The following is a 26831-nucleotide window of genomic DNA, read 5'->3' on the forward strand; positions in this document are numbered from 1 at the left end:
ATTGGGACATTTTCTCAAGTGAATCCTATAGTGACATTATCACAAGTTAACAACAGGAGGAATGTCTGTAGAGTTGACAACACAGGGTAAAGAATCTACAATTAAAATATTCTAAAGCTGGCCGAATGATTGAAGCACGATGGATGAATGGAGATCTATGGACAGGAAAAAACTTGTAAATCAAAGCATTGACTATATCATGCAGCATTTAGACGAGGATTTATCCCTTGATGCCCTGGCTGCTCAATTTTATATATCAAAGTTTCATTTCAGCCGGATCTTCAAAGAGGAAACCGGCGAAAGCATTTATGCCTTTATCAAACGATGCAGGATCGACCAAAGCGCGATCGATATGAAGCTAAACCCGGATAAGACAATTACGGATATTGGGCTGGACTACGGATATAGCTCTTCCAACTATAGTTCAGTATTCAGAAAGCGCCATGATATTTCTCCCAATATGTTTAAGCAATCAATACCAACCAGCAGTATGCCGGTTCCCTTTACTCCAAAGAGAATCGCTCACTTTAAAACCGCGGAGGAATATGCCGCCCGAATAGAGATCCGGGAGTTCAATGACTTGTTTGTGCTATATGAGCGGTTTATAGGAGACTATGCGGATCTTGAAAAAAACTGGTATCAGTTTTTAGATAAATACAAAGCGTTTTTCAATGAAAAGACCATTCTGGTGGAGCGTTTTTTTAATGACCCGACCATTACGAATTCCGCTCAATGTATCTGCGATCTTTGTATGACCGTAAAACAGGATTGCGATCTGGCAAATGTCATGCAAATCAGAGGCGGAAAATGGATTGTGTATCCTTTCGATGGTGAAATCAAAGACATTTTTGAGACCGTGCAAGGGATTTTCAGTGTTTGGCTTCCCCAAAGCGGTTACAGCATGGCGAGACGGTATGGAGTGAATATTTACCACCGCATTGACCGGGACAACCATAGTGTTGCTATGGATTTATGCATTCCTATTGAATAAAAGCAAGAATTCAGAAGTCAGCAAGGCGACTTTCTTTCTATAATTGAGAGGTGTTAAAAAACGCTTCGGTAGAAAGGAGGTCGTTTTTATATAGCTAATTAGGATGCAGGTCTGTTTTATCAATAAGTCAAGAATACGGAGGAAACGATGTTCGATATAAGAAAAATGCAAGAGCATGTAATTTATGAATCGGTCAAAGCGGAGAGCAATGAAGATACAGCCAATAAAGTGGTATATGGCAAGGATCGGTCTGCCAATGCAGAAAGTAATTCTGATTGGGTAAAGTCGCTAGCGCGCCGATTGGAAAGGGAGTTTGATTCCGATGTCATAAAGAAAATTCGCATGAATTGTCAATGCGGCTACGGAATGGACGAAAAGCTTGCGCTTGTAAAAGAACTGATGGCAAATGCGGCAAACATAGAAGAATTTGCAAGTTCAGAAAAAGCGAAAGCCGCCGGGCTTTTCTGCAGGGATGGGGAACTTTTTCTGCAATTCGGTTTTTGTCCCTGTCCGATGCTGGCGGAAGTGGAAAAATTAGAGACCAATACATGGTGCCAGTGTACGACCGGCTACAGTAAAGTTCTCTTCGAAAAGGCATTCGCCTGCGATGTTGATGTGGAGTTACTGAAAAGTATAAAGATGGGCGATGATATATGTCTTATGAAGATTACACTTCATAACCCTGTCTGGGGATAAGGCAGCTGGCAGGTGCTGCGCCGCATACCAGGGTGCTGCGGCGCCCCAAAATATCACTAAAAGCGAAGAAGCGTCATGCTATTGATAGTTTCACGGGAATTGGGAAAGATGAAAGCGGCTGAATATCAATCGGGAAAATTAAATTGTATCATTTTGATAGTTTTCCGAGAATTCCGCCGCTATTTTTTTAAAAAGTATCATTGAACGCTCAGGCAAGTGAGTATTTTGATACTCGCCTTCATTTTCCGACGGAATTTCAGGCAGGACTATCATTTCTTCGCTTGTTTCATGCCATAATTGATATTTGGCCGAAGGATGCTCCCAAAAGGGCCGTCAGAGCAGGCGGCATAAAATTTCCGCCTGGCGAAACGGAAGTTGCTGATTGCTGCGGAAAGCGGTTGAATGAAACGGCTTTAGGCTGTAAAATAGTAAATAATATGTAGAGGAGAAATATATATGAAAAAATGCATTTTATTTGTAATATTAGAGCCGTATGCAGACTGGGAGGCGGCTTATCTATCCTCCGCCATCCACATGCTGGGGCAGGGAAAGTATGAGGTTAAGACAGTATCCCTGACTAAGGAGCCGGTCGCTTCCATCGGCGGTTTTCGTGTACTTCCTGATTATGATATCGCTTCGGTTCCTGCGGATTATGAGGCGCTGATCCTGATTGGGGGATTGGCGTGGAGAAATGAGGAGGCCCGCAAAATTAAACCGCTGGTAGAGAACTGCCGGCAGGCTGGGAACGTTTTGGGCGGTATATGCGATGCCTCGGCTTTCCTGGGAGCAGTAGGCGCTTTAAATGACGCGGCGCATACAAGCAATGATTTAAGCGATTTGAAGCAATGGGCGGGTGAAGCGTATACAGGCGAAAAGAAATATGTTATGAGGCAGGCTGTAAGGGATGGAAAAATCGTTACCGCAAATGGTACGGCTCCGCTGGAATTTGCCAAAGAAGTGCTGCTCGCTTTAGATGCGGCTCCAGATAATGTGATTTCAGAGTGGTATGATTTCCATAAGCTTGGAAGCTACACCGCAGCAATGCCGCAGGGCGCAACCAGTTGGAACGATTGAATAGAAAGCGAGGAGAAAAGAATATGTTTGAGTCAAGATGCGGGATCGATTGCAGCAAGTGTGAGGGAAAAACAGATGTAAACTGCAGGGGATGTGTTTATATGGAAATGCCTTTCTGGGGCGGAGCATGCGGGGTAAAATCCTGCTGTGAGGAAAAGGGTCTGAACCACTGCGGCCAGTGTGGGGATTTCCCCTGTGAAATGCTGGCTAATATGGGCGTGGACCAGGGATATGATCCCAAGCCAAAGCTGGACAACTGCCAAAGCTGGGCGGAATTCAAAATACGCGGAGCGTCGGCTGCCGACTGTGAAGCCATTGCGCAGGTGGAAGCCGTTTGTTTTCCGGAAGAGGAAGCAGCGGATGAAGCGGATTTCGCAGAGCGGCTGCGGATTTACGGGGAGCATTTCTGGCTGCTGGAAAAGGACGGAAGGCTGATCGGTTTCATCAACGGAATGGTGACCGATGAACCGGTGATCCGTGACGAGATGTACGAGGATGCGGGCATACATAATGAAAAGGGCGCATGGCAGACGGTCTTTGGCATAGACACCATTCCCCAGTACAGAAGACAGGGCTGCGCGGCTCTGCTGATGCAGCGTCTCATCACCGAAGCAAAGCGACAGGGGCGCAAGGGCTGCATTCTGACCTGCAAAGAAGAGCTGATCCATTACTATGAAAAGTTCGGTTATAAGAACTGCGGCATATCCGCGTCCGTCCACGGCGGCGCTGTGTGGTATGATATGAAGCTGGAATTTTAAGAAGGAGAGAAAACGATGGCAATCGCTAATATAAAAGTAACCCTGGGTCAGGATATTGAAACGGTGTGGAAAATCGTTACCTCGCTGGAGGATTGGAGCTGGAGGAGTGATTTAGGCAGAATTGAGGTTTTGGAGAATGGCCGCAGGTTTGTGGAATACACGGGAGACGGATATGCGACTAACTTTACGATTACAGCCTTTGAGCCCCTTTGTCGCTACGAATTCGATATGGAAAACGGCAATATGAAGGGGCACTGGACAGGTGTGTTTTCAGAAGAAGGCGGGCAAACCTCCATTGATTTCACAGAGGATATTACGGCTAAAAAATGGTTCATGAAGCCTTTTGTGGGTTCCTATTTAAAGAAACAGCAGCAGACGTATGTGCGCGATCTGAGGGCGGCCCTGGAGGACAATAAATGAAGGTCATTACTGTTAACGGGCAGAATCACAAAGGTTCGACTTATCATATCGGAAGGATGCTGGCCGAGCGCCTGGCGGATGCTCCGCAGGAGATTGAAGAAGTTTTCCTGCCCAGAGACATGCCGGAATTTTGCTGCGGCTGCACCAAATGTTTCATGGAGAATGAGACGAAATGCCCCCATTATAAGTATTTGCAGCCAATTACAGAAAAGCTGGACGCCGCAGATGTGATGATTTTTACATCGCCGGTATATGTATATCACGTAACCGGCTCCATGAAAGCATTCCTGGACCATTTCGGCTATCGCTGGATCGTCCATAGACCGGAGGGCGCTATGTTTTCCAAGCAGGCGGTTTGCATTTCCACAGCAGCAGGCGGCGGAATGCGCTCCACCTGTAAAGATTTAAAGCACAGCATGTTCTTTTGGGGCGTGGGAAACGTTTACTCTTACGGGGAGGCGGTACATGCGATTGCCTGGGAAGAAGTAACGGAAAAGATGCGCGGCAAGATTGAGAAAAACGTAGACCGACTGGCGGCAAAGATTACGGCCCGGGGTGACAGGGTGCACCCGTCCGTAAAGACAAAAGCGTTTTTTTATATCATGAGGCAGGTCCATAAGCGGGGACTCAACGAGGCGGATTCTGTTTATTGGAAGGAAAAGGGCTGGACCGGCAGCGTGCGGCCCTGGAAGGGGTGAGACGGTGATGGCAGGAAATTGGTACCGGGCCAGTTTGAACGGATCTACGGCGTGGATATCAATGGTGACTATTTGGATGAATGTCAGCGGCGCTATAATATGCTCGGCGCGGCTTTTCGGCCCATTGAAACGGATCTTACCGGCCAGGCGCTGACGCTTCCCCGGGCCGATCTTCTGGTGGCAAATCTTCTGATTGAGTATATCGGATACGACCATTTCAAAAGGGCCGTAAAACTGGCAGGACCGCGATACGTGTCCTGCGTCATTCAAGTCAACACAGAGAGCGAAGCCTTTGTTTCCGCTTCGCCCTACCTGCACGCCTTTGACCGGCTATGCGAGGTGCATCATCCGGTGGCGGAGGATTCGTTGACGGAGGCCATGGCAGAAATCGGGTATAAAATGGTCCTGAAAGAGGAAAGGGAGCTGCCCAACGGCAAAAAGCTGGTGCGGCTGGATTACAGGTTTGTCTGGGATGAAAGTGCGGGAGCTGGGAATCCTATTTAAAAACACTATATATGAAACAGGGGGTAGGGGATGAATCAGAAAGTTTATGAATTTGAAGCTGAGATCAAAAAAGTGCCGGATATAGACGGAGCCTATGTAGAGATTCCTTTTGACGTGAAGAAGGAATTCGGCAAGGGCCGGGTTAAAGTCCGCGCAACGTTTGACGGCTTGGATTATGACGGCAGCCTGGTGCGGATGAAAACGCCATGTCATATCCTGGGAGTCCGTAAAGATATCCGGGCGGCTATCGGAAAACAGCCGGGAGATATGGTTCGCGTCACGGTCAGAGAGAGATAGGCGCGGTCGGCTTACACGGAGGGTTTGGGATGAAAGTGTGAGAAACATAGATCGTGTCATGACTAGTGACAATCGTATTATGGAAATTGCAGGGATTAAACCCCGTTCGTTTTGTAGAAATTACAAAACGAACGGGGTTTTTTTAGACTCCTTGCCAATTGTGCAAATTATCTGACAAATATATCATTGATATAACAGCTAAAGCGTTTAACGAAATAAAGGAGAGTGAAGCAATGAAAGATTTTAAGTTTGACGTTGATCGGGTGAGAGAGCAGTTTCCCTGTTTGAGCAAAACGGTGAACGGCAATGCGGCTGCGTTCCTGGACGGACCCGGAGGGTCGCAGGTACCGGTTCGGGTTGTGGAGAAAATTAACGACTATCTGTTTTACCACAATGCCAACTCCCACGGATCTTTTTTAACTTCAAAAGAAAGCGACCGGCTCTACTGGCATGCCAGAGAGGTTTTCGCCGATTTCCTCAACTGCAGCCCGGAAGAAGTGACCTTTGGCGCCAATACTTCTTCCAATAATTTTATGCTGGCGCTGAGTCTGGTCAGAACCATGAAAGCCGGGGATGAAATCATTATTACGGAAATCGACCACGAAGGAAACCGTTCTCCCTGGAGGACTTTAGAGGATTTTGGAATGGTCGTAAAATGCGTAAAGGTTGATCCGGTGGATTGCGTGCTGGACTTTGAAGATTACCGGGAAAAACTGTCGGAACGAACAAAAATCGTAGCCATCAACTGGGCTGCCAATGCCTGCGGGACGATTACCGATGTAAAAAAATTTATCGACCTGGCCCATGAATACGGTGCCCTTACGGTTGTGGACGCAGTTCATTATGCTCCCCACAAATGGATCGATGTAAAGAGAATCGGCACGGATTTTTTGCTGTGCTCCCCGTATAAGTTTTTCGGTCCGCGTTTTGGTGTTCTCTATGTAAAAAAGGAGGTGGGAGATCAGGTAAAAACCATCCGGGTAATGGCTGACGATAATACGGAAATGCCTTTTAAGTTTGAAACCGGAACCGTGCCCATGGAGCTGGCCTGCGGCGCAGCGGAAGCCGTTGAATTCATTGCGGATATCGGCGCCAAATATGAAGGCTGTTTTGAGGAGGAGCTGAGGGGCTGTGATGATGGCAGAAGAAAACGTATTATTGCCGGAATGCTGGCAATTGAAGCCTATGAGGAGCCTCTGGCGAAAAAGCTGCGTGCAGAACTCGGCAAAATTGAGGGGATTAAGATATATGGGCCAAAGGAAGATTACCCCAGGACTCCGACGGTCTGCTTTACAGTAGAAGGCGCCAACGCTGCCGATATTGGAAAATACCTGGGAGAAAAGGGCATCTTTGTATGGGACGGGGATTTTTACGCAGTAGAAATTATCAATAACGTCTGGAATCTGACAGAAGCCGGAGGGCTCGTCCGTATAGGCCTTGCCCCATATAATACGGAAAATGAAATTGATCGTGCCGTTTCCGCTATTGGACAGTTTTGCAGAGAGCTGCGAGGCTGAGCCGTGGTGACCGTATAAATCCAACCAGTTATTTTTAAAAGAAAGGAAGTGATGAAATGGCTGAAACAGTAGATTTTGGAATTTTTTGTTTGATTCCCGCAGTTGTAATTCTGGCGTTCGCTTTGATAACAAAACGAACATTCGAAGCGCTGTTTCTGGGAGCGGCAGTAAGTTTGATCATGTATTACAAACAGGGATTTTTCCTGCCCCTTGTAAACATGGTACAGAGCGTCATATCCGATGAAGTATGGATTTTCGTGGCCTTTGCCCTGTTCGGTTTCTTTGTTGTGCTGCTGGAAAAGTCCAAAGGCACAATCGGGTTCGCGAATTTCCTGTCGCGATGGGCCGACTCGCAGAAAAAAACATTGGTAGCATCGTGGGTTCTGGGCATCGTCGTATTTTTAGATGACTTTTTAAACATTCTTACAGTGTCGGCTGCCATGAGGAAGCTCTCCGACAGACATAAAACGCCCAGAGAAATGTTTGCTTACTTGCTGGATTCCACAGGGGCGCCTGTCTGCGTTCTGATTCCTTTGTCCACCTGGGCGATCTTTTACGCGGACCTGGCGCAGACAGAATTCGATACCGCCGGAGTTACGGCTTACGGCGATGGTATGAGCGCTTACATAAGCTCCATTCCCTTTATGTTTTACTCATGGATCGCCGTACTCATGGTGCCGGCAGTGGCAATTGGAATCATGCCCAAGATCGGTCCCATGAAAAAAGCTTTTCAGAGAGTGCAGGAAACAGGAAAGCTGTGGTCGGACACATCGGATCAGTTTAATTTGCAGGAAAGTGAAGAAGTCGATAACAGCAAAGTTAAACCAAAGATGCGTAATTTCATCGTGCCTCTGATCGTTGTCATAATCGCGATGCTGATTACGGAAGATATGGTCGCGTCTCTGCTGGTTACCCTGGCAGTCATGTTTCTCATGTATATTCCTACAAAGGTAATGACCTTCGGAGAGTTCTGCGAATCACTGCCAAAGGGGATCTCCAACATGCTCCCGGTAATGATTATCCTGGTCGGGTGCTATATGGTCCGCGATTCCATGAATCTCATTCAGATGCCCCAGTATGTGGTGCAGGCGGCGGTACCGTTCTGCAGCGCGCAGTTGCTGCCGGCAATCACCTTTATCGTTGTAGCACTGCTGTCCTTCGTAACCGGGAGCAGCTGGGGCGTTCCTGCGATTGCGGTTCCGATTCTGATGCCGCTCGCCTTTGCCTCCGGCGCGAATCCATTGCTTGTGCTGGGCGCTCTGGTCGCGGGAGCATCCTTCGGATCCCATGCGTGTTTTTACGCCGATGCGACGGTATTGGCTTCACAGGCCAGCTCGATCAGCAATTTGGATCATGCTCTCACACAGATTCCATACGCAGTAATTTCCGCAGCGGCAGCGACTGTGTTATATCTGATCGCAGGATTTGTGCTTTAGCAGGTTCGATGTCGGATTCGGACTCGGACTGTACTGTACTCGTATTACATTCATATTATGTTTGGTTTTATGAAAGGAGCTTCTAATGAAAAGACGAAATTATAAAGAGATCCCATTGTGGGCGGATGTGACGGATGAACAATGGAATGATTGGAAATGGCAGGTTTCCAACAGGATATCCAGCGTTGAGCAATTGAAACAGGTTATTAATCTGACCGAGCAGGAGGAGAAAGACATTACAAAGGTAATTGAAACTTTCCGAATGGGAATTACGCCTTACTATGCGTCCCTGATGGACCCGGATAATCCCGGATGCCCGGTCAGAATGCAGGCGGTTCCAAGAATTCAGGAAACCTACAGGAGCGAGGCCGATATGCTGGACCCGTTGGGAGAGGATGCCAGTTCACCGACGCCGGGTCTTACGCACAAGTATCCGGACCGGGTGCTGTTTCTGATGACGGATCAGTGCTCCATGTATTGCAGACACTGCACGAGAAGGAGGGTCGTGGGAGAAACCGACGGCGCGAGAAGTAAAGAGGTTCTGGATCAGGGCATCGACTACATCCGCAGGACCCCGGTGATCCGCGATGTATTGCTTTCAGGCGGAGACGGACTGCTCATAAGCGACAGCACCCTGGAATACGTCATTAAAGAACTGAAAGCCATCCCTCATGTTGAGATTATACGCATTGGCACCAGAACGCCGGTTGTTATGCCGCAGAGAATCACGGATGATTTGGTTAACATGCTGAAAAAATACCATCCCATCTGGCTCAATACCCAATTCAACCACCCGGATGAGATCACTCCGGAATCCGAGGAAGCGTGCAGAAAGCTGGCCGATGCGGGAATCCCCCTGGGCAATCAGTCGGTATTGCTGAGAGGAATCAATGACTGTCCGCATATTATGAGGGATTTGGTACAGGGTCTGGTTAAAATCAGAGTACGGCCATACTATATTTATCAGTGTGATCTGTCTCAGGGCATTGAACATTTCAGAACCAAGGTGGCCGCTGGAATTCAGCTGATCGAGGCTTTGAGAGGCCATACTTCGGGGCTGTGTATTCCGACCTTTGTAGTGGACGCTACGGGAGGCGCAGGGAAGACTCCGGTAATGCCCAACTATATCATTTCCCAGACGCCGGAGAAGATCATCCTCAGAAATTACGAGGGAACCATTACTTCCTACACCGAACCCAAGGATTCGGATGACATGAAATGTACGTGTGATTACTGCACGGGAAAGAAGGAATATAAATATTCCGGCGTAGCCAGCTGCGGCCTGGCCAGCGGCGATTCCGTAGTGCTTGCGCCGCAGGGCGTTCTCCGGCTGGAAAGACAAAAGGAAATCGATGCGGCAAAGAAACTGAAACAGATGGATTGAGCCCATCGGTAAGTTCGTATACTTCGATAACTTTTTAAAACCAGGCAGCGGTTACCGGCGCTGCCTGGTTTTCGCAGACTGCAAATCCTTTTTCGGACGATTCACTTTTTTACCCATCTTTGATATAATGGCACTAAAGCCTGCGGATTTTGGCTTGGGTAAGACGGTAAACCGTATAAAGGAGGATCAGCATGGAACTATACATCGTTCGGCATGGAATAACCCAGTGGAACAAAGAACGGCGCATTCAGGGAAGCTCCGATATCCCGCTGGCCGAGGAGGGCAGGGAAATGGCCCGCAAGACCGCTGTGGGGCTTGCCGGCGTAGCTTTTGATTTTATCTATTCCAGCCCGTTGTCCCGGGCCTATGAAACAGCGAGCATTATAAAAGGAGAGCGAGACCTGAAAATACAAAAAGATGAGCGTCTGCAGGAGATGAGCTTTGGCGTCGGAGAGGGCGCCGCTTATATAGAACCGGGACACGGGGAAGCATCGATTTTAGACGGATTCTACGATCAGCCTGACAAATACTGCGTTCCTGAGGGCGGAGAGTCGTTTTACGATGTCTGCCACAGGGCTGACAGTTTTCTGGAAGATTTGCGGGCAAACCATGGGGACAAAGAGCGGATTTTAATTGTCGCCCACGCCGCAGTCAACCAGACCTTGTTTCGATTTTTGGAAGGGATGGACATAAAGGATTTGTGGAAGTACCCGCGGCAGCCCAACTGTGCCGCAACCATCGCCGAACTGACAGCAGACTCCTCCCGGATCGTGGAGAGGGACAAGGTGTTTTATTAGAATGTTTTTCTAAACGGACTGATTTTCAAAAATGGACCGCCAGGGCCGTTGCGAAGTTATCCATATTTTCTTGTTTTAAGGAGAATATGGATAACTTTTTTTGTTGACTTTGCCCCTGGGACAAAGTGTAATATGAGGACATATTGAGAAAGAGGGAGGCCAGCCATGTTATCAATTGGAGAGTTTTCAAAGATCTGCAAGGTATCGACAAAGACCCTGCGCCATTATGCGGAGATCGGCCTGCTTTTGCCTGCGGAGGTGAATCCGGAGAGCGGCTATCGGTATTATTCTGTCGAACAGCTGGAAACCATGCTGCTGATCGGCCGCTTGAAGGAATATCATTTTTCTTTGGAGGAAATTAAAGAACTCCTTTGGGCAGAAGAGGACCGGGATGAAAAAATGTATCTGGCGCTGATAAGAAAGGAAAAAGAAATAAAAAAGCAAATGCAGGAATTCGCAGCTGCTTTGGATCAATTGAATGGGGACATCTCGAATTTAGAACAGGGAAAAACGATCATGTCCTATATGAAAACCATCGACGTGACGCTCACGGAAGTACCGGCGATGTCTCTTCTGTTCGTTCGGAAAATGGTCCGGCAAGATGAATTCAGCGAAGCTTACGGCGACTGCTTCGGCAAATTGTTCAGAAGGCTGGCGGAGGATGGGCTGACTATGGCCGCACCGCCGATGGTGCTGTTTCACAGTGCGGAATTCAGTCCATCGGGTCTGGATACGGAATTTGCCGTTCCGGTCAGAGAGCGAGCTGCCGGTACAAGAGAATTTTTCCCAGGGTTATGTTTAAAAACAGTTCTGCGCGGTTCTTATTCCGGGCTGCCTTCGGTGTATGCAAAGCAGCGCAGGTGGGCGGAAGAAGAAGGCTATGCAAGCAGCGGCGCACTTTATGAAGTATATGTAACGGACCCTTCCCAGGTGTCAGAAGAAAGTGAACTCATAACGGAGATTTATTATCCGATCAGAAAGGATGTTTAACCATGAATCAAGAAAAAATGGCGGTAATGGAGCAGAAAATAGACAGCGATTACCGCAATATCGCAGGGATTGCCGTGCAAAAAGACGGCAGGCTCCTATATGAAAATTATTTTAACGAATGTACGGCTGCCAGCCGGGTCCATGTCTATTCCGTGACAAAGAGCATTGTCTCCATATTGATTGGAATTGCTGTGGATAAAGGGTATATCAAAAGCGCAGAGCAGAAGGTATTGGACTTTTTTCCGGACTACAGGATCAAAAAAAGAGAAAAAACCATACAGAATATCACACTGAAAAACCTGCTGACCATGACGGCTCCGTATAAGTACAGATCTGCGCCCTACACAAAATATTTTACCAGCGATGACTGGATAACCTTTACCCTCGATCTGTTGGGAGGCAAAGGTGAGATCGGAAAATTCCGATACGCGCCCCTCATAGGACCGGATATCCTTTCCGGGGTCCTTGTAAAAGCGACCGGTCAATCGGTGCTTGATTTCGCAGCGGAAAATTTATTCCGGCCGCTTGGAATTATTCCTCCCGGCAGTGTGACGTTTGGCAGTAAAGAGGAACAGATGGCATACAATCAAACCAAAACCATCAGCGGCTGGGCCTGTGATGCCGCCGGAACCCATGCCGGAGGCTGGGGTTTGACCCTATCGCCTTTGGACATGGCAAAGATCGGACAGCTCTATCTGGACAGCGGGCTTTGGGATGGAAAACGGATTGTATCGGAGGAGTGGGTTCGCGAGAGCGTAAGGGAGCATAGCTGCTGGGAAGAAGAGAATTTGCGGTACGGCTACCTGTGGTGGATTATAGACGATCAGGAGCAGGCCTACGCAGCTATGGGAGACGGCGGAAATGTGATTTATGTCAATACAGCTAAACGCCTGGTTGTCTCAATTGCTTCTCTGTTCGTACCAAAGCCAAAGGACCGGATCGAATTTATCAAAACATATCTTGAACCGGCTTTTGAAAAATAGAAATATAATAACTTACTCGACGTGGCTCGTAAGTTATAATTTGTGAGCCGCGGTAACTTTTCGAAAAAACAGGTAAAGCTACGCAAAGTTGTGGCTTTGCGGGTACTCGAAACTGTGAAAAACGACAATTTGTGCTACCGACTGTTTTGAAGTATGTAGAATCATTGAGGAATGCGTAACTTCACGGTGGATGGCACCACTACATTCTATTAAATGGAATATGCTTATATGGCTTGCGACCAAGGAGCTTCTTTAGGGACAATGGTCGCAGGATTTGCCGGCAAAATTGGAATTTGGTCGCAAATCTCCAAAACCATTCTCTGTTCTATACTCTGTGCAGTTCCTGGGCTGCGTTCTAACAGGAAGAAACGTCTATTCAATTTCGTATAGTAACGCACTAAAGCATTTCCGGAGCTTTCATCCAAAAAAAGAGATAAAAGCGGATCTTTTTTCAACGTTTCTCGCCCTTGCTGATCAATCTCAAGGGAAATTTTCCCCAAGATAAATCCATAAAACCTGCAAACCCACATATTTTGTCCGCTCCGGCCCCATTTCAAAGCAAAAAGCGCCAGGCCAAGCTAGGCCAGGCGCCAGGCCACCTTTCTATCAGACAGTTCGTAAGCTATTATACTATTTTCTTGAATAAACAGCATATAACAGTTGACAAGTGTTATATGCTGTTATATACTGTTTGTGAACAAGGGAGGAAAGCATATGAAGCTTATAATTAACAATTCTTCTCAGCAGCCCATTTATGAGCAGATCGTGGATCAGATAAAAGCACTTATCATGAGCGGGCAGGCGGAAGAAGGCGAGATGCTCCCTTCTGTTCGATCTCTGTCAAAGGATCTGAAGATCAGCGCCCTGACTGTAAAGAAAGCCTATGATGCGTTGGAGCACGAAGGCTTTGTCAATACTGTGCACGGCAAAGGCAGCTTTATAGCAGGGACCAGTCCGGAGCTTTTGATGGAAGAACACCGAAAAGAAGTAGAATCTGATTTAGAAATGGCCATTCTAAAAGGAAGAAGATGCGGTATGACAGATCAGGAGATCTTAGATCTGTTCAATCTGATTATGGAGGAATAAACGATGCTTGTTAAACTGGAACATGTGACGAAAACTTACGGACAATTTAAGCTCGATTGCTCCCTGAATCTGGAGGAAGGCCACGTGACAGGTCTGGTCGGACAGAACGGAGCGGGAAAAAGCACTACTTTTAAAGCGATTCTGGGGCTGATAAAGCCGGACAGCGGAAGCGTGCAGGTATTGGGCAAGGACGGCGGACAAATCACTGACGCAGATAAAATGCGGATGGGGGTAGTCCTTTCCGACAGCGGCTTCGGAGGACATTTGAACATAAAAGCGGCTGCCTCCATTATGGCAGCGTCCTACAGCCGTTTTGACAGAGAACGTTTTCTGCGTCAATGTACGGAGCACAGGTTGCCGGTCGACAAGAAAATCAAAGAGTTTTCAACAGGTATGAAGGCAAAATTAAAGGTGCTGTGCGCCGTTTCCCACGAAGCTGATCTGCTGATTCTGGATGAACCGACGGCAGGGCTGGATGTGGTAGCACGAGAAGAAATTCTGGATATGCTCCGGGAATACATGGAAGCGGAAGGAAAGGGAATCCTCATCAGTTCCCATATTTCCAGCGACCTGGAAGGTTTGTGCGATGATATCTATATGATTCAGGATGGGAAGATCGTTCTGCATGAGGATACGGACGTGATCCTCAGCGACTATGGGCTCTTAAAGCTAGAAGCCGGCCAGTACGATTCGCTGGACAAAACATATATTTTACGCATCAAAGAAGAGTCCTACGGATACAGCGCTCTGACGGACGCAAGACAGTTCTACCAGGAAAATTATCCGTCGCTCATTGTGGAAAAATGCGGGATCGATCAGGTGGAGACTATGTTGATAGGGGGAAAAAGAAAATGAAAGCAATGCTGTTGAAAGATCTTTATACATTGAAAGAGTCTAAAATGTTTATTATGATCATATTGTTTGTGGCAGTGATTATGGCCTTTTGGGGCGGCGACTCCAGCTCGTCCTTCATCGTCAGCTATATTACGGTAATTGCCGCTGTTCTGGTGGTGAATACCATCGCTTACGACGAAACAGACAACGGATACGCTTTTCTTTTCACATTGCCGGCTTCCCGCAGGGCATATATAAGGGCAAAATATATCTTCGGTTTCATCACCGGCTTTGTCGGCTGGCTCGCAGCAGTAATTTTGGCAGTCCTCATTGGCAATAAAAGTGGGAACTTAACAGTAGAGATGCAGCAAATCATGTTCGGTACGGCTTTGGCATCATTCCTTTTACTGCAGGCTGTGATGATTCCGGTTCAGATAAAGTTTGGCGGGCAAAGGGGGAAAATTGCCATTCTGGTGCTGATCGCGGCAGGTATTGGCGGCGGAGTGCTGCTGGCAGATCACGTGGATATGACAAAAGTGATGGATTTCCTGGGTAATATGGGGATGACGGAGATCGGCATTCTGGCTGCGGCGATTGTCCTCATCGCACTTGGAATTTCGTACAAATGCAGTATTGGAATTATAACGAGAAAAGAGTTTTAAGAAATTAGATTGTGCCGGGGCGACATCCTGTGGTAACTTTTTTCGAAAATCGGCCTCGGGTTACGCAAAGCTGTGGGTTTGAGAGGCCTGCTGGCGAATAAAAATGACAACTTGTGCTTTCAGGAACTTTTGAGGCCTCCAGACCATTGAAAAACGCGTAACTTTTTCAAAAAAAGGACGAAAGTTACCGCAGCGGTCATCTTCTCGAAAGTGGACTTTGGCTGCCAAACCAGTGCGGTATCCCAGCTTTAACTGCGCAGAATGTTGTACAAAAACATTGCCACAGCTACGCCGGAGATGATGATGTAGCCGAGGATGCTCCAGATATCAGGGATCTGGCCGAAGAAAAAGAAGCCCAGCCCGGCAGCAAAGACGATTTGCGTGTAGTCAAAAACAGACACTTCTCTGGCAGGAGCATGGGTATAAGCGGCGGTGATGGTGAACTGTCCGCCGGCTGCTGAGAGTCCGGCCAGGAGCAGCGTGAGAACCTGGGCCGCTGTCATTGGGTGGAAATCAAAGATCAGAAACGGCAGTGTGACGATGCAGGAAAATGCGGAGAAGAAAAGGACGATAAAGGGTCCTCGTTCTCCCCGCTGACCCAGCACCCGCACATAGGTGTAGGCGATCCCCGCACAGAAACCGCCGGCAACTCCGATCAGCGATGGAACCAGCGCCCCGGCTACCGCAAACCCTGGTTTTACCACCAGCAGGGCGCCGCAAAAGGCAATGGCCACGGCAGTTGCCTGGATCGGTTTGATTTTTTCCTTAAGGATAAAATACGAGCAGACAATGGCAAAAAACGGGGAAAGCTTGTTCAAAATCGAGGCGTCGGACAAGAGCAAATGGTCGACCGCGTAAAAGTTGCACAATATTCCCAGAGTGCCGAAGCCCGCCCTGGCTATGAAAACGGGGAGATTCTTTTTATCAAAAGAAAACCCTTCCTTAGAACGAATCAGTATAATCAGGGCAAAGAAAAACGCCACAAAGTTGCGGAAAAAGCTTTTCTGCACAGAAGGCAGGTCCCCAGACATTCGTACGAACATATTCATCAGGGCAAAGAAAAATGCCGAGCAGATGATGAAAATAATTGCTTTCTTTTTATCGGATAGTGCTGCCATATTGCTATCGTCTCCTCTCTAATCGTCAAGTCTTTCGTCTTTAATCTGTCTTTTAATCCAGGTCATAATCACATCAACCACATAATCCTGCTGATCCTGGGTGAGCTGTGATCCGGCAGGAATCCGATGCCATTTGTACAGACAGCCGCGGCAGCAGGTTGCCGTAGCGTGCTGGGCGATAAATACCGGATGGCCGCGCATGGGCGTCTGTTTCCCGTCGTTGGGAATTACCGCAGGGGCCAGCCGTTTGCTTACAAAATCACAGGCATGGCTGCGAATTACCTCCAGCCCTTTTTCTTTTATATAGGTTCGATCCTTTTCTTTCAGCGAAAAACTGCTCCTGAATTTGGATCGGGATAACCGGTCAAAGAGAGCGGTCAGTTGGCTTTGATAGTCCATGATATCTATGCTCCTTCCTGTTTTCTCTTCCGCAATTAGTATACCACCAGCCGCAGGAAAAACAAGCCGGAACTTATGAGGCGAGAATTTCATTAGTTTGTTCTTTTGCCTGGCCGTGGGGACGACCTGCGGGCTGCTGGCTATCAATTTCTGCTCCATATAGCCAGTTTTTTGCATTTTTGTGTGGCATGGAACGTAAAACGGTGGTTCTCGAACACAAATCGCGAAATTCCTCTGAATTGCCGCAGCAGCTTTTATTGCTAACCAGATTTCCAGGTTTTATAAAAAGTATAAGCGCTAGAGATTTAAATAGATCTCCGTTTCTGGTATAATAAAGATGTATTGGTTTGTGTATCAGATAAAGAGGAAAATCATGACAGTTTTTTGGAAGCTAATTTTTAGCATACGAATTTATAAAGACAGTAGAGGCAAGGCATGAGGTCCGGGTCCTTTGCTGTCTGTTTTTGTTGGAAAAGGAGGTAGCACCTATGAAACAGAGTAAACTTCGGATTGCGGTTTTTCTGCTGCTGGCCGTATCGCTTATTTTCTCATCTTGTTCACAGATGAAAGGAGAGCCTGCGCAGGAAAGCATAGGGTCGATTAACGAGGACATTCTTGCGTCCGCCAATGCAGAAAACTTGCAGAGCATGGCGGAGATCGACGCAAAAAAGATAGCGCTGCGAAAAGAGTTGGGCGACTCCAGCCTATACCCGGATTTTTATGCGGCTGTCGAGGCGTACAGGGTTAAGGGGAAAAGCAAACGGGAAGCTATCAAAGCGGTTAAGGAGGACAAGACTAGATGGGCGGCTTTGCTCTGGTACGGGACGGAGCATGGAAAAGCGCTGACCAACGAGGAAATAAATAAGCGGTTGGAAAATCAGATCGCAGATATGAAATCGGCGGACAATTATAAAGAGATGGAGCAGGCGTACGAAAAGGCAGGAATAACCGTTGAAGATTCCATGTGGGCAGAACCAATTCTCTATGAACAGAGTTTTGCAATTGATGAACTGTACCGCGATTTGTACGATCCGTATATACAAGGCGAGCTGACCGATGAAGAGAGTTTGGACTGGGAAAAATACTGGAGAAAATTCCAGGAAGATGTAACTGCCGATTATAGGAAAACTGGCGAATACGAAAAGCTGGAAAAGGTTTTGCGGGCCTGCGGGAAACTGTATCCCGACGAAGCGGAGGATATGGATAAAGAAGCTGCTGCCGCTACAGAATGGCAGAAATAAGGGAAAATTGGGTGATCGAAAAAAGAACAATTGCTGCTGTAAGCGTGATGGCTGTCTGTATCGTTGCAATTGTAGCTGCAACGGTCATAACTATGCAAAAATATAGGCTGGATTTGCCAACGCTACAAAATCCGAAGATCAAAAATTTAAAAATTGAAATCCCCAATGAGCGATTAGAGTCTGAGGAAACTGATAAAGTAATGCTGTACCGTTACACTTCTGATGAAGAAACCGGCGTTACCATTGATGAGAAAGCCGCAGGTAGTGCCAGCCTGACACCGGAGAAGGCCGGGCAAACGATTGTGGAGAAAATTATCGCACCCATGGAAAAACATGGAGCTATAGCCTATAAAGCAGAGGTGTCCTCAAAAGAACAGGGACCCTTGGACCAGGAAACAGGGAAGCCAATTGTTACAAGGAATGTTTTGTTTTCTGATTTTGAAATAAATGGAACTCCATTGGAACATGCAGAGATTGACATGACCATCGGTGAAAACGGGGATATCTGGAATGTGAAAAACGGCTTGCGGCCTTTTGAACCGTACCGCGAAGTTGACATTATATCGGCTGCGGAAGCAATGAAGCGGATTACCAAGGATTATTCACATTTTAAGATGGAGCGCAATGCGGATAATCTTGTCATCGAGAATGTGGAGCTGGGCTATTGGAACTCGGATGCCGGAGATTATATGCAGCCGGTTTGGATTTTTAAAGGCAAGGCTGACGGAAAGATCGAAGCGAAGGCTTATGTGCCTGCGGCAAAGTAGTAGGCAGGAAAGAAGTACGAGAAGATGGACGAGCTGAAAATATGCGTATTTTTATTCGGAAAGCCGATACATACATAATATCGATGAATTTTCTTGGGAAGAGAGGGGATGCGTGTGCCTCGCGCTGGTCCGAAAGCTTCAGGAACTGGGGCTTGGCGAATTGGCCGAGGAGTTTGAGGGGGAACTGCCGGAATGGATGCGGAAAACGGTCTATGAAAAATACGAAGACGTCCTGGCAGAGCTCGACGAGTTGGAACTGGAAGGCATCATTGAAAGGTACCTCAAATATGAAGGAGAGCAGTGGGCCGTCTGTGAAGATGACGAACCGGACTTCCTACGCTGTGAGTTGTTGGGTATTTTAAAAGATCGGATTGCAGAGTTGGCGATAGACCGGTATAAGAGCGGGGCTTAAATGAATGTGGGATTTTGCGAAAAACCGTTGATTTAGTCGCAAAACCTGTTTGGTTGGTCCGGTCGATGAAGGTGTAGCGGATAGGTTGCTTGTCTTTGTATCAATTGGTAAGAATACGTTTTCAGGGAATCAGCAAATGAGCTGGTTCCTTTTTTCTGCAGTGGTTCGGCATATTCTTGGCGGAAAAAACACGAAAAGTTTGAGTGAAAGGACCAAGCGCTCTCGTATAATAAAGTGAAAGACGTCTTGAATGTGTGGAGGATAAAACGTTAATCGAGATGATAAGAAAGGATCCCGAAGCCGTTATGCCAGTGGGCGACTATGTGCATGCCCCTTACACTATTCATGTTCTGCAAAATTACCCATATTCTCTCGTTTCTAAGAGAATATGGGTAATTTTGCAACGGCCCCGGCGGTTCATTTCTTAAAATCAGTTCATTTAACTGGAAATGATCCAAAACAGACCTTTCCAGCCCACGACTTTTATCCATAAAGAGGGCTTTTCTGTTGAATATGGATAAGATCCCTCCCAAATACGGAGAACCAAATCTTCGTCCAAACTTCCGCCCGCATCTAAACAAATGCAACAGCCCTTTTCTGCCCAATCGAATCAAAAAAATATCCAAAAAGAGTATACAACTGGTAAAAAATGCGGTATAATCCCCTATGTTAGATTTAACTAACTGATGCGACAGCATTTGAAAATATGGAAAGGCAAGAGAGTGAGAGGGAATTATGACTTTAGACAAAGGAAGCATCGGCAGGGTGTATCTGGTAGAGGAAACCGATCTCCCCGCACAGTTGGAAAAACGAATGGAAGCCCTGGGTATGACGAAAGGGACGAGGATTCAGTTGATTCACAAAAAACCGCGAGGCACTATGGTCCTGATGCTGCGGGGGACCCGCTTTGCCGTAGGGCAGGGAGTCACCTCAAAGATTAAAGTCAGGGAGGCGTAAACAGATATGGAAAAAGAAATGACCGTGGGTTTCATCGGAAACCCCAATTGCGGAAAAACCACTTTATTCAACGCTTTCACAGGCGCCAATCTGAAAGTAGCCAACTGGCCCGGCGTAACCGTGGAAAAAGTGGAAGGCGCCATGCAGTTTCATGAACATCTGTACAAACTGGTAGACCTTCCGGGGACCTACAGCTTGACATCTTATACGATGGAAGAACAGGTATCGAGACAATACATACTCAGCGACGAAGTGGACGTAATCGTAGACGTAGCGGATGCTTCTGCGCTGGAACGAAACTTGTATTTGACTTTGCAGCTTTTGGAACTGGGAAAACCGGTTGTAATGGCGCTCAATATGATGGATATTGTTGCCAAAAGAGGCATGGAGATTGACCTGCACAGGCTGCCGGAGATGCTGGGCATACCGGTGATCCCTGTATCCGCGCAGAAGCGTAAAGGTCTCAATATTTTACTTCACGCCATCGCCCATCATAAAGAGGAAAAGCGTACGGACAGACTGATCCACCATCATGACTGCGGTATGAGCAAGGAAGAGAAGCACCAGAAATACGCAATGGTATACAGCGATTTTCTGGAAGAGAAAATTGATTTGCTCTGCGAACGCCTGCAGGAGCGGTATCCCCAACTGGAAAATTATCGCTGGTATGCGATCAAGCTGCTGGAAGGTGATCAGGAAATCTGCGGGAAATATTCGCTGGATCTGCCGGAGGTACTGGACCGGAGCTATGAAAGCGACATTATCAATGAAAAGTACGATTTCATAGAAGAGATCATTTCCGAAGTGCTGGTAAATAAAGACCGCAAAGCCGCCCTTACTGACCAGGCGGATAAACTCCTGCTCCATAACTGGCTGGAAATACCCGTATTTCTGGGGATCATGGCTCTGGTGTTTTTTCTGACCTTTACCATCGGCGACTGGATGAAAGGTTATCTGGAAATGTTTGTGGGCTGGGGTTCCGATACCATAGGAGCGGGCCTGGCCGCCGCGGGTGCGGGAAAGTGGCTGACTTCCCTGATTATAGACGGCATTATCGCAGGGGTAGGAGGGATTGTTTCCTTTCTGCCCAATATTGCCATTCTGTTTCTGGCTCTGGCCTTTCTGGAAGACAGCGGATACATGTCCAGGGTTGCTTATGTCATGAACGGTATGATGGGAAAACTGGGCCTTTCAGGCAGGGCCTTCATTCCCATGATCCTGGGATTTGGCTGTACGGTTCCGGCGCTCATGGCTTCCCGCGTTCTGGAAAGCCAAAAGGACCGCTATCGAATCATGCTGATTACACCCTTTATGTCCTGCAGCGCCAGACTGCCGATCTATATCCTTTTTTCCAGTATGTTTTTTGAAAATCATGCCATGCTGGTAGCCTATTCCATGTATTTAATCGGAATCGTGGTGGCGATTTTGGTGGCGCTGGTTCTTCATCGGTTCGACAGGGAAGAAAGAGAAGATATGCTGCTGATTGAACTGCCGGAATACAAGATGCCGAGCCTCCGCACGGTGTCCATCTATGTATGGGAAAAAGTCAAAAGCTATCTGACAAAGGCAGGCACGGTAATTTTCGTAGCCTCGATCATTATGTGGCTCCTTCTCAATCTGGGCCCCGCGGGATACGCTGCGGATATGACGGCCAGCTTCGGGGCGAAAATCGGAACAGTACTGGTTCCGGTTCTGGCACCTGTGGGCCTGGGTTTCTGGCAGGTGGGCGTGGCGCTGATCGCCGGAATCTCAGCAAAGGAAGTCGTGGTTTCCAGCTTCATTGTGCTCTTTGGGCTGGAAAATCTGGGAGGCGGCAGTATGACGCAGCTGGGGCAGGTACTTTCCGGCATGGGCTTTGGCCCTCTCAACGCATTCTGTATGATGCTGTTCTGCCTGCTCTATACGCCATGTGCGGCAACCCTGGCAACTGTCAGAAAAGAGACGGGCAGCACGAAAAAAATGCTGGAAACCGCAGTGTTCCAGATCGCTGTCGCCTGGGCAGTGACCTTCGCCGTTTACCAGATCGCATCCTTATTCCTTTCCTAGCGCGCAAATGTACAGGCAGTACCTGGCGGATGCCTGGCCTCAGGACGAGGTTTTTTCCACACCGGCCCCCGGGAGGATGCACCCTCTTTCTTCACGAGGAGGAAGTCAGGTCCCTGCTTTCCGAAACGTTGAGTGATATATAAACAGCTTGTCACAAAAGCTGTCTCTGCCCGTCTAATTATACAGGAGGTAGAAATCTATGGAAAAACAAGAGATATTGCAATTAATCGAAAAAGCGATGGATGGCGACCGGGTGGCGCTGGAGAAGGTGCTTATGGATGTGCAGGATCTGGTATTCAACCTGTCTCTGCGCATGCTGGGTATGGTTACTGACGCAGAAGACGCATCCCAGGAAATTCTCATCAAAGTCATGACCCACTTGTCCTCTTTCAGAAAGGAAAGCAGCTTCAGCACCTGGGTATTCCGCATCGCAGTGAACCACCTGCGGGATTACAGGAAGGGCATGTTCGCAAAACATCCTCTGAGCTTCGAATTCTATGGTGCCGATATTATGAGCGGGAAGGAAAAAGACGTACCGGATCTGACGCAGGGGGTCGATGTGTCGATTCTTGAGGAGGAGCTGAAAATGTCCTGCACCAATGTAATGCTCCAGTGTCTGGACCCTGAAAGCCGCTGTATCTTTATTCTGGGTACGATGTTTAAAGTGGACAGCAATGTAGCGGGAGATATCCTGGGAATGACTCCGGAGGCTTACCGCAAAAGACTGTCCCGCATCAGAGGAAAAATGGCTGAGTTTTTAGGTACCTACTGCGGCCTTTCCGGAAAGGGCGTGTGCAGCTGCAGCAGAAGGGTCAATTATGCGATTGCTTCCCATCGTATCAGCCCTGAACGCCTGGATTACCAGAATCGTCAGCAGGCCCAAGGCGGGATGCTGGAAAGATGCAAGAGCGCTATGGAAAAGATCGACGATATGTCAGCGATCTTCGCCGGGCTTCCCTCATATAAAGTCAGTCCAAAGGTAAAATCCTTCTTAGAGCAGTTCCTGAACTCAGAAGAATATCGGATTGTCCGGGAAGCGGGACAATAGAGAATGTGAAGAACCGGTTCGGCAGATGCTGAACCGGTTTTCATATGCTGACAGTTAAACGCCTTTTTTAGCGGTTAGATGTTCGATGGTGATTTCCACTGTACAGACCTCATCCCAGACGGCTTTCGTATATTTTCTGCCGCTTTCCATGAAATCTGCTGAATACTTTTCCAGGATTCGCTCCAATGCCTGCTGCTTTTCCTCGTCATTCTCGATGATACGGGCCTGACCGAAAGCAATGGCGCTGAGGTATAAAGTATTGAAATCCGCAGGAAGGATATCGTCTTTTTCTACCACGCAGAATGAAACTTTGCTGTTTCTTTTGATGGCATCCAGTTTGTGGCCGCCCTCGGACGTACCATGAAAATAGATCTTGCCGCTGTCATAGGCATAACTTACCGGAACTGCATAGGGATAACCATCATCGCCATCCAGAGCCAGGACACCGTGGGTATTGTTTTCCAGGATTTTTACAGCCTCCTCCCGGGGCAGCTGATTTTCTTCTTTTAGTCGCATTTGGCGGAACATAAGTTTACCTCCTTAGTCGTTTGCCTGATAAATAATTTCTGAATTTTATAATCAATTTTAACATTTCCCCGATGGATGGGCAAGAAATTTGTAGGAGCCTTTGGCGCGGGAAGGCGGATATGGTAGAATGAAAATATGGGAGCGGAGGACTGCAATTATTAAACGTATACGTTCAGGAGGAAAAATGCGAAGACAGAAACAGGAGATAAAAGAATTTGAGAAAATGCTGCAGGTTTTGGAGAAAGGCCAGGTATGCCGGATTGCTTTTTTCGACAGAGAATATCCTTATATCGTTCCGCTGAATTACGGCGTGCGGACGGAAGACGGACAGGTGTACCTATATTTTCATGGCGCCCATGTGGGGAAGAAGCGTGATCTGATGAAAGAAAATAATAAAGTGGGTTTTGAGACGGATGTCGAGTACGGCCTTGTGGTCGATGAAGAAGCCGGTCGCGGAGGGATGAATTATGAAAGCATTATTGGACAGGGCGTCCTGGAGGAAGTGACTGACCAGGGGGAACGGCTGCGGGCGCTGGACTGCATCGCCGCTCATTATCCGCTGCCTGAGAATTTTAAGTTTTGCGAGGCCGCCAAGAAAGCTGCGAAGGTTCTCAGGCTGACCGTAACGAAAATGACTGGAAAATCCAGGCTGACTGTTCGCTACTCAGATCAGGGTTGGGTTTATGAATAGCAGGCTTCTTTGAGCAAGAAAATTTAGATTTGCGACCAAGGTGTTTCTTTTGGGCCAATGGTTGCGGGATTTACCGGGAAAATCGGAATTTGGTCGCAGATCTGTAGAATTTTCTGCTGCAACCAGTCCGCGTTTTGTCAATTCAGCCCTGTATAGGGTGCAAGCCGCACCCAGCAGCGTACACCTTGCGCAACTTTAAATTCAGAAATATAAAACTTGTGGATAACCTGCGGCGCAGATCAGGAATAAATGTTGAAATCCAGGGGTTTGTAAAAAATTGTTTATCCACAGCATATGTTGGATAAAATTGTATACAATTTTAAAAATCCTGTGGAAAAGTGGCGGAAGGCCGATAAAACGGGCGGCCTGCGATGTTGAAAAGTGTCGAAACAAATCAGGCCTGCAGTTTGATGAGAATCACCACAGTAAAGGTATCTTCTGTGTAAGAAATGTCGATCGTTCCTCCCAGTCTCGCCACCACATCCTTTACATTTTCCAGACCAAACCCATGCTCTTTCCGATCCGCCTTTTGGGATATGAATTTGTTATCCAGCTGCCGGATCGGATTTTCTTTTGTATTGACGATTTCATAACTGAAATAAGGGCTGTCAAAACGGGCTTTCAGAGAGATCTGTCGGTCCCCGGCATCGGACAGGGCGCAGGCGGCGTCAATGGCATTGTCCAGAGTATTGGCGAAGATACAGCAAAGGCTGGTGGAATCCACCTCCGGCATGTGGTCCAGGTCAATATTGAAAAAACAGTCGATCTGATTCTGCCGGGCAAGCTCATACTTAGCATTGATTACTGCGTTGACAACACTGTTTTGGCAGAAGATGCGGTTTTTGGAGGGAAGCTTTTTAGCAAGATCGTTCACATATTCCGTTGCCTTCCCATAATCCTCTCTTTTTAACAGTGAACGTATAACGCTGAAATGGTTGTTCATGTCATGATGCAGTTTTCTCGTTTCCTGCTGATTTTGTTGCAACTCGTGGTAATAAGCTTCCTGATAGCGCAGATTGTCGATCTCCATCTTTGTGCGGATCGAGTCGGCAATGTAGGAAATTAAATAGATGCATCCCAGGTTGGTCAGCAGGCAGGCCAGGCAGGCCGGATAAGAAGGCCAGAGGCATTTATCGGGAATCAGGTTAAGCACTGTGATAATGCCGACAAGTGAACCCAGCGATACGATATCCACAACAAACCACATGCGGGGAGTAAGGAGCAGGCAGGCCTGGGCGAGACGTTTGCGGAAAAAAACGTAGATCGCCGCCCAGATGGGGATCCGTACGGTTAAAGCTATCGCGTAAGTGACAGAATAGCTGAGCTGGCTGTTGCCACTGTCCAGAGCAAAAAAGAGCATGCGTCCCATCTCATAAGTCATGTAATTGACAGCAATGATGACCGAAGAAAGGATGATGACCGCAGAAACCTTTTCAATCAGAGCCCCTTTGAAGGCGAGGAGCAGCGTAGCAAAAAATATTGCGAACAGAGCAAAGAGGTTGAAAGGATCATTGGGGAAAATAATGATAAGGCCTGTCTGCCAGCAGCCGATGAAAGCCAGCAGTTTCCAAACAAAGTGCGGCCTTACGGTTAAGAAGGAGCTCAGCAGCATATAAAAAAACGCACCGTATATCAAAGATATTGGTTTTGGAAGCAAGTCGAAAAATTGGATCAAAGATGACACCTACCTTAATATGTATTTTGCGAAAGCTATTTCTAAATCCTGCCTGCGCGCGCGGCTGACCGGAAGCTGTTCTTCTTTACAGAGGACTGCGTTCCCTTCAATGGCCGAGATATAATTGAGATTTACCAGATAGCGGTTGTGGATGCGGACAAAAAACTGGGGAAGCTCCAGCTCCAGATCGTCCAGCTTACCATAAAACAGGACGGGGCCCGTTCCGGTCACCGCTGTAATCATGCGGCGTTCGCTGAAAAAATACCGGGTGTCATTGAGCAGCAAGCGAATGGTTCCGGATTTCTGGCGAACTACATAATACAGGTCCGCGCTGACCCGCAGTTCCTCCAGCGCCTGATAGAGGACTGAGAGTACCTTTTCCTCTTTATACGGTTTCAGAATATAGTTGAGGGCGCGTACCTCGTAACCCTGAAAAACATAGTCCGGATAAGCCGTGATAAAAATGATAACCGCTCTGCTTCCGGCTTTTCGCAGCTCCTTGGCTGCGGTCATGCCGTCCATTTGGTCCATTTCAATGTCCAGAAAAAGAATGTCCGGACCCTGGCGCTTGGCCTGTGCCAAAAGCTGCTCGCCGCAGGAAAATTTCAAAATTTCATATTCGATTCCCCGCAGATCCAGGCTGCGGGACAGGATCTGAGACAGGTCCTGCCGTAACTCTTTTTCATCATCACAAATCGCAATTTTTATCATGGTGAAGGTTCCTTTCCCACTGCGCCTGTTTCATAGCAGAAACAGGCAGCTTCTTCCATACCTCTCGGCAACGCCAATACAAATCCGTATAACTTGTGAGCTGGCTGGCAA

At 47.6% G+C, this 26831-nt stretch carries 30 protein-coding genes; 24 read left to right on the plus strand and 6 right to left on the minus strand.

Annotated features, from left to right (window positions below):
- The first annotated feature begins 157 nt into the window (after positions 1 to 157).
- From NE619_RS15470 to NE619_RS15540, 14 genes are all read left to right on the plus strand, one after another.
- Positions 158 to 991: an AraC family transcriptional regulator gene (locus NE619_RS15470; RefSeq protein WP_256133366.1), complete on the plus strand. Its 834-nt coding sequence runs from the start codon at positions 158 to 160 to the stop codon at positions 989 to 991.
- A 147-nt stretch (positions 992 to 1138) separates the two neighbouring features.
- The gene (locus tag NE619_RS15475) at positions 1139 to 1687 is read left to right on the plus strand and encodes a DUF6144 family protein (protein WP_256133367.1); all 549 of its coding nucleotides are present in this window, start codon (positions 1139 to 1141) and stop codon (positions 1685 to 1687) included.
- A 456-nt stretch (positions 1688 to 2143) separates the two neighbouring features.
- Complete coding sequence (locus tag NE619_RS15480) at positions 2144 to 2761, plus strand: type 1 glutamine amidotransferase family protein (RefSeq protein WP_256133368.1); 618 nt, start codon at positions 2144 to 2146, stop codon at positions 2759 to 2761.
- Between the two features lie 23 nt (positions 2762 to 2784).
- The gene (locus tag NE619_RS15490) at positions 2785 to 3519 is read left to right on the plus strand and encodes a GNAT family N-acetyltransferase (protein ID WP_330640802.1); all 735 of its coding nucleotides are present in this window, start codon (positions 2785 to 2787) and stop codon (positions 3517 to 3519) included.
- 15 nt (positions 3520 to 3534) lie between these two features.
- Positions 3535 to 3939, plus strand: coding sequence for an SRPBCC family protein (locus NE619_RS15495; protein WP_256133369.1), 405 nt, complete (start codon positions 3535 to 3537; stop codon positions 3937 to 3939).
- The gene (locus NE619_RS15500; protein WP_256133370.1) at positions 3936 to 4637 is read left to right on the plus strand and encodes a flavodoxin family protein; all 702 of its coding nucleotides are present in this window, start codon (positions 3936 to 3938) and stop codon (positions 4635 to 4637) included. Before NE619_RS15495 ends, NE619_RS15500 begins: the two co-directional genes overlap by 4 nt.
- 18 nt (positions 4638 to 4655) lie before the next feature.
- Positions 4656 to 5141, plus strand: a complete 486-nt coding sequence (locus NE619_RS15505; RefSeq protein ID WP_256133371.1) for a class I SAM-dependent methyltransferase — start codon at positions 4656 to 4658, stop codon at positions 5139 to 5141.
- 30 nt (positions 5142 to 5171) lie between these two features.
- Complete coding sequence (locus NE619_RS15510; protein ID WP_256133372.1) at positions 5172 to 5438, plus strand: DUF1905 domain-containing protein; 267 nt, start codon at positions 5172 to 5174, stop codon at positions 5436 to 5438.
- Between the two features lie 233 nt (positions 5439 to 5671).
- Positions 5672 to 6955, plus strand: a complete 1284-nt coding sequence (locus tag NE619_RS15515; protein ID WP_256133373.1) for a cysteine desulfurase-like protein — start codon at positions 5672 to 5674, stop codon at positions 6953 to 6955.
- A gap of 56 nt (positions 6956 to 7011) precedes the next feature.
- Positions 7012 to 8391, plus strand: a complete 1380-nt coding sequence (locus NE619_RS15520; RefSeq protein WP_256133374.1) for a Na+/H+ antiporter NhaC family protein — start codon at positions 7012 to 7014, stop codon at positions 8389 to 8391.
- An 85-nt stretch (positions 8392 to 8476) separates the two neighbouring features.
- Positions 8477 to 9775 (plus strand): lysine 2,3-aminomutase, encoded by a 1299-nt coding sequence (ablA, locus tag NE619_RS15525; protein WP_256133375.1) that lies wholly within the window; start codon positions 8477 to 8479, stop codon positions 9773 to 9775.
- 191 nt (positions 9776 to 9966) lie between these two features.
- Positions 9967 to 10572 carry a histidine phosphatase family protein gene (locus NE619_RS15530; RefSeq protein WP_256133376.1) on the plus strand — a complete coding sequence of 202 codons (606 nt, stop codon included), beginning with the start codon at positions 9967 to 9969 and terminating at the stop codon, positions 10570 to 10572.
- Positions 10573 to 10737: 165 nt separating this feature from the next.
- The gene (locus NE619_RS15535) at positions 10738 to 11562 is read left to right on the plus strand and encodes a MerR family transcriptional regulator (protein WP_256133377.1); all 825 of its coding nucleotides are present in this window, start codon (positions 10738 to 10740) and stop codon (positions 11560 to 11562) included.
- Between the two features lie 2 nt (positions 11563 to 11564).
- On the plus strand, positions 11565 to 12545 hold the full coding sequence (locus tag NE619_RS15540; RefSeq protein ID WP_256133378.1) for a serine hydrolase domain-containing protein: 981 nt from the start codon (positions 11565 to 11567) through the stop codon (positions 12543 to 12545).
- A gap of 224 nt (positions 12546 to 12769) precedes the next feature.
- Here the strand turns inward: NE619_RS15540 and NE619_RS15545 are convergent, their stop codons facing one another.
- Complete coding sequence (locus tag NE619_RS15545; RefSeq protein WP_256133379.1) at positions 12770 to 13075, minus strand: hypothetical protein; 306 nt, start codon at positions 13073 to 13075, stop codon at positions 12770 to 12772.
- Positions 13076 to 13259: 184 nt separating this feature from the next.
- Between NE619_RS15545 and NE619_RS15550 the strand changes: the two genes are divergently transcribed.
- The 3 genes from NE619_RS15550 to NE619_RS15560 are packed head-to-tail and all read left to right on the plus strand — an operon-like array spanning position 13260 to position 15127.
- Positions 13260 to 13631: a GntR family transcriptional regulator gene (locus tag NE619_RS15550; protein WP_256133380.1), complete on the plus strand. Its 372-nt coding sequence runs from the start codon at positions 13260 to 13262 to the stop codon at positions 13629 to 13631.
- A 3-nt stretch (positions 13632 to 13634) separates the two neighbouring features.
- Positions 13635 to 14486, plus strand: a complete 852-nt coding sequence (locus NE619_RS15555; protein ID WP_256133381.1) for an ABC transporter ATP-binding protein — start codon at positions 13635 to 13637, stop codon at positions 14484 to 14486.
- On the plus strand, positions 14483 to 15127 hold the full coding sequence (locus NE619_RS15560) for an ABC-2 transporter permease (protein WP_256133382.1): 645 nt from the start codon (positions 14483 to 14485) through the stop codon (positions 15125 to 15127). The genes NE619_RS15555 and NE619_RS15560 overlap by 4 nt, the downstream gene beginning before the upstream one ends.
- A 248-nt stretch (positions 15128 to 15375) precedes the next feature.
- On the opposite strand, the gene NE619_RS15565 is transcribed toward NE619_RS15560, so the two are convergent.
- Positions 15376 to 16245 (minus strand): DMT family transporter, encoded by an 870-nt coding sequence (locus tag NE619_RS15565; protein ID WP_256133383.1) that lies wholly within the window; start codon positions 16243 to 16245, stop codon positions 15376 to 15378.
- A gap of 18 nt (positions 16246 to 16263) precedes the next feature.
- Complete coding sequence (locus NE619_RS15570; RefSeq protein WP_256133384.1) at positions 16264 to 16644, minus strand: DUF4186 domain-containing protein; 381 nt, start codon at positions 16642 to 16644, stop codon at positions 16264 to 16266.
- A gap of 488 nt (positions 16645 to 17132) precedes the next feature.
- Between NE619_RS15570 and NE619_RS15575 the strand changes: the two genes are divergently transcribed.
- The 6 genes from NE619_RS15575 to NE619_RS15600 all read left to right on the plus strand — a co-directional run bounded on the left by NE619_RS15575 (position 17133) and on the right by NE619_RS15600 (position 23115).
- Positions 17133 to 17885, plus strand: coding sequence for a hypothetical protein (locus NE619_RS15575; protein ID WP_256133385.1), 753 nt, complete (start codon positions 17133 to 17135; stop codon positions 17883 to 17885).
- A gap of 11 nt (positions 17886 to 17896) precedes the next feature.
- Positions 17897 to 18652 (plus strand): hypothetical protein, encoded by a 756-nt coding sequence (locus tag NE619_RS15580; protein WP_256133386.1) that lies wholly within the window; start codon positions 17897 to 17899, stop codon positions 18650 to 18652.
- A 112-nt stretch (positions 18653 to 18764) separates the two neighbouring features.
- Positions 18765 to 19064 (plus strand): hypothetical protein, encoded by a 300-nt coding sequence (locus tag NE619_RS15585; RefSeq protein ID WP_256133387.1) that lies wholly within the window; start codon positions 18765 to 18767, stop codon positions 19062 to 19064.
- A 735-nt stretch (positions 19065 to 19799) separates the two neighbouring features.
- Positions 19800 to 20021 (plus strand): FeoA family protein, encoded by a 222-nt coding sequence (locus NE619_RS15590; protein WP_256133388.1) that lies wholly within the window; start codon positions 19800 to 19802, stop codon positions 20019 to 20021.
- Between the two features lie 6 nt (positions 20022 to 20027).
- Positions 20028 to 22067 (plus strand): ferrous iron transport protein B, encoded by a 2040-nt coding sequence (feoB, locus tag NE619_RS15595; RefSeq protein ID WP_256133389.1) that lies wholly within the window; start codon positions 20028 to 20030, stop codon positions 22065 to 22067.
- Positions 22068 to 22266: 199 nt separating this feature from the next.
- On the plus strand, positions 22267 to 23115 hold the full coding sequence (locus tag NE619_RS15600; protein ID WP_256133390.1) for an RNA polymerase sigma factor: 849 nt from the start codon (positions 22267 to 22269) through the stop codon (positions 23113 to 23115).
- 54 nt (positions 23116 to 23169) lie between these two features.
- Here the strand turns inward: NE619_RS15600 and NE619_RS15605 are convergent, their stop codons facing one another.
- Positions 23170 to 23643: a pyridoxamine 5'-phosphate oxidase family protein gene (locus tag NE619_RS15605; RefSeq protein WP_256133391.1), complete on the minus strand. Its 474-nt coding sequence runs from the start codon at positions 23641 to 23643 to the stop codon at positions 23170 to 23172.
- A gap of 184 nt (positions 23644 to 23827) precedes the next feature.
- Here NE619_RS15605 and NE619_RS15610 point away from each other — a divergent pair, with 184 nt between their 5' ends.
- The gene (locus NE619_RS15610) at positions 23828 to 24334 is read left to right on the plus strand and encodes a pyridoxamine 5'-phosphate oxidase family protein (protein ID WP_256133392.1); all 507 of its coding nucleotides are present in this window, start codon (positions 23828 to 23830) and stop codon (positions 24332 to 24334) included.
- Positions 24335 to 24728: 394 nt separating this feature from the next.
- On the opposite strand, the gene NE619_RS15615 is transcribed toward NE619_RS15610, so the two are convergent.
- Positions 24729 to 25946: a sensor histidine kinase gene (locus NE619_RS15615; protein WP_256133393.1), complete on the minus strand. Its 1218-nt coding sequence runs from the start codon at positions 25944 to 25946 to the stop codon at positions 24729 to 24731.
- Positions 25947 to 26018: 72 nt separating this feature from the next.
- On the minus strand, positions 26019 to 26720 hold the full coding sequence (locus tag NE619_RS15620; RefSeq protein ID WP_256133394.1) for a LytR/AlgR family response regulator transcription factor: 702 nt from the start codon (positions 26718 to 26720) through the stop codon (positions 26019 to 26021).
- Positions 26721 to 26831: the final 111 nt, after the last annotated feature.

Source organism: Anaerovorax odorimutans, assembly GCF_024459955.1.
Classification (GTDB): Bacteria; Bacillota; Clostridia; order Peptostreptococcales; family Anaerovoracaceae; genus Hominibacterium; species Hominibacterium odorimutans_A.

Coding starts and splice junctions, on each gene's coding strand:
- NE619_RS15470 (WP_256133366.1), top strand. CDS start 158: ATGGACAGGAAAAAACTTGTAAATCAAAGCATTGACTATATCATGCAG.
- NE619_RS15475 (WP_256133367.1), top strand. CDS start 1,139: ATGTTCGATATAAGAAAAATGCAAGAGCATGTAATTTATGAATCGGTC.
- NE619_RS15480 (WP_256133368.1), top strand. CDS start 2,144: ATGAAAAAATGCATTTTATTTGTAATATTAGAGCCGTATGCAGACTGG.
- NE619_RS15490 (WP_330640802.1), top strand. CDS start 2,785: ATGTTTGAGTCAAGATGCGGGATCGATTGCAGCAAGTGTGAGGGAAAA.
- NE619_RS15495 (WP_256133369.1), top strand. CDS start 3,535: ATGGCAATCGCTAATATAAAAGTAACCCTGGGTCAGGATATTGAAACG.
- NE619_RS15500 (WP_256133370.1), top strand. CDS start 3,936: ATGAAGGTCATTACTGTTAACGGGCAGAATCACAAAGGTTCGACTTAT.
- NE619_RS15510 (WP_256133372.1), top strand. CDS start 5,172: ATGAATCAGAAAGTTTATGAATTTGAAGCTGAGATCAAAAAAGTGCCG.
- NE619_RS15515 (WP_256133373.1), top strand. CDS start 5,672: ATGAAAGATTTTAAGTTTGACGTTGATCGGGTGAGAGAGCAGTTTCCC.
- NE619_RS15520 (WP_256133374.1), top strand. CDS start 7,012: ATGGCTGAAACAGTAGATTTTGGAATTTTTTGTTTGATTCCCGCAGTT.
- ablA (WP_256133375.1), top strand. CDS start 8,477: ATGAAAAGACGAAATTATAAAGAGATCCCATTGTGGGCGGATGTGACG.
- NE619_RS15530 (WP_256133376.1), top strand. CDS start 9,967: ATGGAACTATACATCGTTCGGCATGGAATAACCCAGTGGAACAAAGAA.
- NE619_RS15535 (WP_256133377.1), top strand. CDS start 10,738: ATGTTATCAATTGGAGAGTTTTCAAAGATCTGCAAGGTATCGACAAAG.
- NE619_RS15540 (WP_256133378.1), top strand. CDS start 11,565: ATGAATCAAGAAAAAATGGCGGTAATGGAGCAGAAAATAGACAGCGAT.
- NE619_RS15545 (WP_256133379.1), bottom strand. CDS start 13,075: ATGTGGGTTTGCAGGTTTTATGGATTTATCTTGGGGAAAATTTCCCTT.
- NE619_RS15550 (WP_256133380.1), top strand. CDS start 13,260: ATGAAGCTTATAATTAACAATTCTTCTCAGCAGCCCATTTATGAGCAG.
- NE619_RS15555 (WP_256133381.1), top strand. CDS start 13,635: ATGCTTGTTAAACTGGAACATGTGACGAAAACTTACGGACAATTTAAG.
- NE619_RS15560 (WP_256133382.1), top strand. CDS start 14,483: ATGAAAGCAATGCTGTTGAAAGATCTTTATACATTGAAAGAGTCTAAA.
- NE619_RS15565 (WP_256133383.1), bottom strand. CDS start 16,245: ATGGCAGCACTATCCGATAAAAAGAAAGCAATTATTTTCATCATCTGC.
- NE619_RS15570 (WP_256133384.1), bottom strand. CDS start 16,644: ATGGACTATCAAAGCCAACTGACCGCTCTCTTTGACCGGTTATCCCGA.
- NE619_RS15575 (WP_256133385.1), top strand. CDS start 17,133: ATGAAACAGAGTAAACTTCGGATTGCGGTTTTTCTGCTGCTGGCCGTA.
- NE619_RS15590 (WP_256133388.1), top strand. CDS start 19,800: ATGACTTTAGACAAAGGAAGCATCGGCAGGGTGTATCTGGTAGAGGAA.
- feoB (WP_256133389.1), top strand. CDS start 20,028: ATGGAAAAAGAAATGACCGTGGGTTTCATCGGAAACCCCAATTGCGGA.
- NE619_RS15600 (WP_256133390.1), top strand. CDS start 22,267: ATGGAAAAACAAGAGATATTGCAATTAATCGAAAAAGCGATGGATGGC.
- NE619_RS15605 (WP_256133391.1), bottom strand. CDS start 23,643: ATGTTCCGCCAAATGCGACTAAAAGAAGAAAATCAGCTGCCCCGGGAG.
- NE619_RS15610 (WP_256133392.1), top strand. CDS start 23,828: ATGCGAAGACAGAAACAGGAGATAAAAGAATTTGAGAAAATGCTGCAG.
- NE619_RS15615 (WP_256133393.1), bottom strand. CDS start 25,946: ATGCTGCTGAGCTCCTTCTTAACCGTAAGGCCGCACTTTGTTTGGAAA.
- NE619_RS15620 (WP_256133394.1), bottom strand. CDS start 26,720: ATGATAAAAATTGCGATTTGTGATGATGAAAAAGAGTTACGGCAGGAC.